Below are 6,000 nucleotides of genomic sequence, written 5' to 3' on the forward strand. Positions count from 1 at the left end.
AGGAAGCCTCCTTACTTTAAAATTGTTAAATTTTGTGTGACTTTTTCTAAATAATAATATCGCATTACAAAAGTATTATTTTTGAAAAAAATCTAGCAAAAGTTAGAACTCAATTTTTATAATATTTTATATATAAAAAATAAATTAATACTACCTGCAGAAAATAAATAATTATTAATTTTGCAAATATACTGCATAAAAAATATCAATCTTTTTATTTAGAAGATTAGCGTTTCTATTTGTGTAAAAATAATTCAAGAATAATTTGATTTTTTTACTTTAATTATTCCTCTTTTGATATTAAGGTTATCGTTTCAATATGATGTGTATTTGGGAACATATCGTAGCTTTGGAAGTATTTAACTGTATATCCTTGTTTTTCAAAATATGCTATATCTCTAATCAAGGTTCTCGGATCACAAGACATATAAATTATATTTTTAACCTCGCTAGTAGAAAGCAAATCTATTAAAGCTTCATTTAATCCACTACGAGGAGGGTCAAGCAAGACTAAATCATAACTTTTTATTTTTACTTTTTTAATTAACTGAAAAACATCACCGTTAAGATACTCAAAGTTTTGAATTGAGTTTATTTTACCGTTTACATTGCTATCATCGGTTGCAGAAGCTTCTAATTCAATACCAATTATTTTTTGTGACTTATTAGCTACTAGTTGTCCAATTACTCCTACACCAGAAAATAAATCAATGATTCTGTTATACCTTGTGTTGCTTAATTCTTGAATTTTGTTAAACATTTGAGAACTAATTTCATCATTAATTTGAAAAAATGATTCATTGGAAACTATGAACTTTTTATCTAAAAGATGCATGTAAAAAGTTTCTTTTGAATAAATAACACTTTCCTTGTTACCTACCTGAGTTATTTGAGTCATATAAATTACATTGTCAAGGTTTTGTTTCAAATAATCAATTAAGTTGTTTTCTAACTTAAAAGTATCTTTAGTTTTTAATTTAATAGCTACTTGATTTTTAGCATTAACTCTAAGTGATATTTCTACGAAATTACTGAGCTTTGAATTTGCTTGTGAACTAGCAAAATAGTACTTATTAATTAGTGTTAAAAATTCTTCTAACACGTAGTTTAGTTGCGGAACATTTAATTTTTTATTACTAATAGCTTCTAAATTTTTGCTTTTTGGAAAATATTCAAAAGCTTGTAATTGATTATTAAACACTTTTAATGCATAGCGAACTTTATTACGGTAATTAAATTGGTGCTTAGCTGGTACAAAATCGTGATAAACATTTAAATCAACCTTTGTATTTCTACTTAAAAGCATTTTTAAGTAGTTATTTTTAAATTCTATTTGGTCTGAATAATTTAAATTGATAAGTGAAGCACTAGGCATGCGAGAAAAACCAATACGTTTATCACTGGTTTTTAAGTACTGTGTTACTTTTGCGAAGTAATTTTTACCACTTTTATTAATGATTTGAACCTTTGCAGTTTCACCAGGAAATAAGTCATAAACAAAAATAGCTTGTTTATTTTCTCGATATGTACCTAACCCTTCAAAACTTAGCTCAGTAGCGGTGATCTGAATAACTGAATTAATCTTCAGCTCTGCAAAGATAGATGAGGTTGATTTTTCCATATCTTTTTTCCTTAAAAATTCTATAACGCTCAGGTACTTCAATTAAATCAGCTACATCTGTTTCAATGATAATTTCACCATCAGCATTTAATGTTTCTTTATGTGCTAAGGTTTTTAAAATTTCATTAACCATTTGTGTTTGTTTAAACGGAGCATCTATAAATATAAAGTCAAAAGGTTGTGAATTTCTAGTCACAAAATTTCTTGCATCTGTATTTAAAACAGAGATATTATCTGCCTTAACGATTTTGACATTATTAACTATAGTTCGATAAGCAATTTTGTTTAAATCTAATGCAACAACATCTTGAGCGCCACGGCTAGCCGCTTCAATTGCTCAAGCTCCTGAACCAGAAAATAAATCTAAGCAACTTTTACCTTCTAATTTAAATTGTAAACTACTAAAAACTGCCTCTCGAACTTTATCGGTTGTTGGACGTGTGCTGTCAATATTAGGTTGTTCTAATTTTATATGTCTATATTTTCCTGCTATAACTCTAATCATAATTTCCTTTCTAACTAAAATCCATAAACTAAATGTGGTATTATTCCAAGCATTAAGATTGAAAGAACTACATTTATAATAATTACGATAAATAATGATTTTTTAAATTTAACACAAACAGCAGCAATAATAACAGCTAAAATTACATAAACGTACAGTAAAATTTTACGAAGATATCCAATAGGTGTCGTAATATCAAACAAAGCTGCTAAGCTGTGTGGTTTTTGTTCTAAATCTACTTTTCCAAAGTATTCAGTAATTCCTTTGTTAAAGTAAAATTCAGGTAATAAAATGCTAATTAATAATTGAACTGATAAAGCTATCATAATTCCTGCTACAAGAGGTTTAGAAATAATTAATAAATTTTGCATCATTTTGTTATGTTCAAATTTATTAATGTATTTCATCGCAAGCAGCATCATGCCAATTGCTGGTAAGCAAAAAACTAAGTATGTTAAAAACATCGCTAAGTAGCCTCATCATTCACCATTTGCTACTAAATATCCACTAAAAAAAGCAAATTTAGTGGAAACAACTCCGGGAGTTGAGTTTGAAACTGTAAAAACTTGATTAATGGTATTATCATCAATTTGACTACCAAAATTTTTAGCTAATAAATTTCAAAATCAGCTAAAAATCGGCATAAATACTTGTCCACCACCAAAGACAATTAGTGAAATTAAAATAATTAAAGGAATACTAACCAAGAGTGCTATCATTACTATCTCCTTTATTTATTTTTCTATTTTTAATAAAGTAATAAATAATATAAACCAGAAAGACTACAATAATTGGAACAATCGGAATATTATAAGGGTTTGGTACAAAAACAGTATAAACTAGGCTAAAAGAAAAAATAATAATTCATAATGGGAGTGACATTTTCTTATTAGCTTCTTTTAAATAACGATATCCAAAAGCAAAAAGAAATACAATAATTGAAATTAAAGTTCCAATTGCAATGTAATGAATTCATTCGGTTGGAATATAACTAAATAATTTAAACAATCCAAAAGCAAATAAAATGTGTGGAATCATAGCGATTAAAGTTACTATTATTCCTTTTACTTTACCTAAGCAATAGCAAGCGATATAACTAGTGGTTTGTATAACGCTAGCTCCTGGAAGCATATTTGTAATAATTACAACTTTATCAAATTCCTTTTTTGTCATTCATTTTTTATTATCTACACATTCACGTTTAATAATTGGCATTAGTGCATTACCACCACCAAAACCGATAAAAGTAATTTTGATTAAAAATCAAAAAACACTTCAAAATGAAACTTTTTTATTTTCCAATTCTAATTACCGTCTCTTTCTCTTGGTTTTTTGTTACATAAATAAAGTTATCTTTATTTTCTGTATAAACTATTCTATTTTCTGGTAAAGATAATTCTTTGCTGTGTACCAGCTCATTAGCTTCTACCTCATTATTATTATTTAAATCATTTCAAAAGTAAATTTTGCTATTATCTTTTACTTCTTCTATATCATCAGTAAAATAACTAAAATATTTATTCAAAGGATACAAACGATTATCAAGCTGATTTTTACGTTCGGGTGTTAATTCGTTAGAATTTGCTTGATATAACCGAGCGCCTTCATCAAAATTATAATGTCCAAAAAAGTTAAATATTGAATTGTAATGTAATTTAGCAATTTTATACATTCTATTTTGTTCATCAGTTAATACTAACGCTTTAAAATTATTGTTTTTTAAATAACCGCTTAAAACTAAATTATTATTATTCATTTTTGCAAGGGCAATGCTTTTACCATATCCCATCGCTTGTAAAAAAGTTTGATAAAACTCAATGCTTCGGTTTTTTCTTCTATTTTCTGGCAACTCAGGATAAATTTTCATTTTATTTAGTTTATCTTCAATTTCATAGTGTATTTGTGGAATTTCAAAAACGGTATTTGGATACATCAAAGCGTTTTGAATGAAATTACCCTGACGATGTGGATTTGATAACCCATTTAAATAAGTTCTAGATCAATCAACATTATTAGTTGAAGGAATAACATTTTTAATTAACCTTGTAAAAGGATTGTAAACATAACTTCCAAATCAACTTGAAACAATAATGTCATTTTGGTTAGTAAATATTTCGTTTGTTCTTGTTTCATCAATATTATAATATGATTCATATCCATATTTAGTATATTCTCTTGGTACTAACTCAGTCATAGAGTAGTAATATAAAATATCTGATAAAGAGTTAGCATATTGTAATCTAGCATCAATAAAAAACTCTCTTGCAAATTCATCTTTTGAAAAAGTTTTATCACTTTTGAAGTTAGCTAAATTAAAAAGCTGTGCCAAAGTAAAATTTTGATTTATAAATTTAGAATAATCATCTTTAATATTAAAAATATTATTAATAATAAAATCATTAATTTTTAAACGATAATCAAAATCATAATTAAGTAATTTAATAAAGTTATTAGAAAAAGTTTGATTTCAAAACTCTTGGTAAGTTAATGACTTTTGCAGTTTTGCTTGGTATGTAAAAGTTAAATCTTCTAGTGCTTCTTGATTATAAGCATTATTTAGATTTTTATTATTAACTTTAAACCTTTTTACTTTAGTGATATAAGAATTTGCTCAGTGATGCATGTATTCATGAAATACCGTAGGTAAAATTTGAGCAATTTTTCCATATAAATCTAAATTTGTACCAAATAAACTCACTGTATTGATAAAAATTTGATTAATATTGGTAATATAAAGACCATTAACATTGTCAGTAATTTTGCTCCCACCGTTAAAGTTAATCGCCTTTAAAAATTTTATTTCAGGTCCAAAAGGTACTTTTCTTTTGAATTCTTGTGCTAAAGCAATTAAACCTTTTGGTCCTAAAAAGTAAATTTTTTGTTTATTAATTTCTTTTGGATAATCTCTAAATGCTAAATTTATGTATGGATCAATATACTCATAATAACTGATATTATTTTTATCTTTTTTTAGCTGAACTTCTCCTACTTTATTTAACTCATTTAAGTTCTTATCGTGTAGTTTTAAATCCTTTTTGGTAGCAGAATATTCTAAAGGATTAATTTTTGTGTATTTATAATCGTAATTTCTAGGTTGATGTTTCTCATCGAAAGGAACTATTAAAGCTCCGTTTTCATTTTTATATTTATGTTTATTTGTGATAAATTCACCACTGTTGGTTGTTACTTGTAATTCTTCTTTATTTTTAAAATCAACTTCATTATATATGTATTTGCTTTTTGGTATCTTATCTTCTAAATGAACTTCATTTAAAAAGTGAAACTGTGTTTTTTCTTGATTATTAACACATGATGCTGAAATAACAGTGAAAAAAACACTGGAAAGCAAAAACAATTTAGCATTTTTTCATTTCATTTATACTCCTAATAAATCTATTTTAAACTATTTCGATAAATTGACACAAAAACATAATTAATCGCTAATTTTTAAAAAGAATTTACACAATATTTTTAAGTATATTTTTTAATGCAAAGAATACTTTTATATAATTTTAAAAATATATAATGTAATTTAATTTTTTAATTAAATTACTGTATAAAAAAATACAAGGAATAAAAAAATGGACAATAAAAAAGAACAAGAAAGAGATGAATTACATAAAACAATTTGAAATATAGCAGACAATTTACGTGGACAAGTAGATGGGTGAGAGTTTAAATCTTACGTACTTGTTACCATGTTTTACCGTTATATTTCTGAAAGTTTAGTAAAACATATTAATGCAATTGGTAAGCGTGGTCTGCCTGATTTTGATTATGCAGCACTTGATGACTCAGATCCAGTTGTGCGTCAAAATATTGAAGAAATTAAGAAAATGTGCTTACCTGAAAAAGGATATTTTATGTATCCTTC

The 6,000-nt window shown here is 26.0% G+C and carries 6 protein-coding genes; 1 reads left to right on the forward strand and 5 read right to left on the reverse strand.

The window, feature by feature from the left end; genetic code table 4:
• Positions 1–283 precede the first annotated feature (283 nt).
• From rlmD to EI91_RS02775, 5 genes are read right to left on the reverse strand one after another with little or no spacing between them, the layout of a single operon-like run.
• Positions 284–1,621, reverse strand: a complete 1,338-nt coding sequence (gene rlmD / locus EI91_RS02755; RefSeq protein ID WP_036452845.1) for a 23S rRNA (uracil(1939)-C(5))-methyltransferase RlmD — start codon at positions 1,619–1,621, stop codon at positions 284–286.
• Positions 1,578–2,126, reverse strand: a complete 549-nt coding sequence (gene rsmD, locus EI91_RS02760; RefSeq protein WP_036452846.1) for a 16S rRNA (guanine(966)-N(2))-methyltransferase RsmD — start codon at positions 2,124–2,126, stop codon at positions 1,578–1,580. Before rsmD ends, rlmD begins: the two co-directional genes overlap by 44 nt.
• Before the next feature lie 14 nt (positions 2,127–2,140).
• On the reverse strand, positions 2,141–2,845 hold the full coding sequence (locus EI91_RS02765) for a chromate transporter (RefSeq protein ID WP_036452848.1): 705 nt from the start codon (positions 2,843–2,845) through the stop codon (positions 2,141–2,143).
• On the reverse strand, positions 2,826–3,428 hold the full coding sequence (locus tag EI91_RS02770; RefSeq protein ID WP_051789181.1) for a chromate transporter: 603 nt from the start codon (positions 3,426–3,428) through the stop codon (positions 2,826–2,828). Before EI91_RS02770 ends, EI91_RS02765 begins: the two co-directional genes overlap by 20 nt.
• Entirely contained in the window at positions 3,418–5,502 is a 2,085-nt protein-coding gene (locus EI91_RS02775; protein WP_036452852.1) for an MYPU_1760 family metalloprotease, read from the reverse strand. Before EI91_RS02775 ends, EI91_RS02770 begins: the two co-directional genes overlap by 11 nt.
• Positions 5,503–5,707: 205 nt before the next feature.
• Here EI91_RS02775 and EI91_RS02780 point away from each other — a divergent pair.
• A partial coding sequence (locus EI91_RS02780) for a type I restriction-modification system subunit M N-terminal domain-containing protein (RefSeq protein ID WP_036452854.1) occupies positions 5,708–6,000 on the forward strand: 293 nt, incomplete at its 3' end.

This window comes from Mycoplasma buteonis (genome assembly GCF_000733865.1).
Classification (GTDB): Bacteria; Bacillota_I; Bacilli_A; order Mycoplasmatales; family Metamycoplasmataceae; genus Mycoplasmopsis; species Mycoplasmopsis buteonis.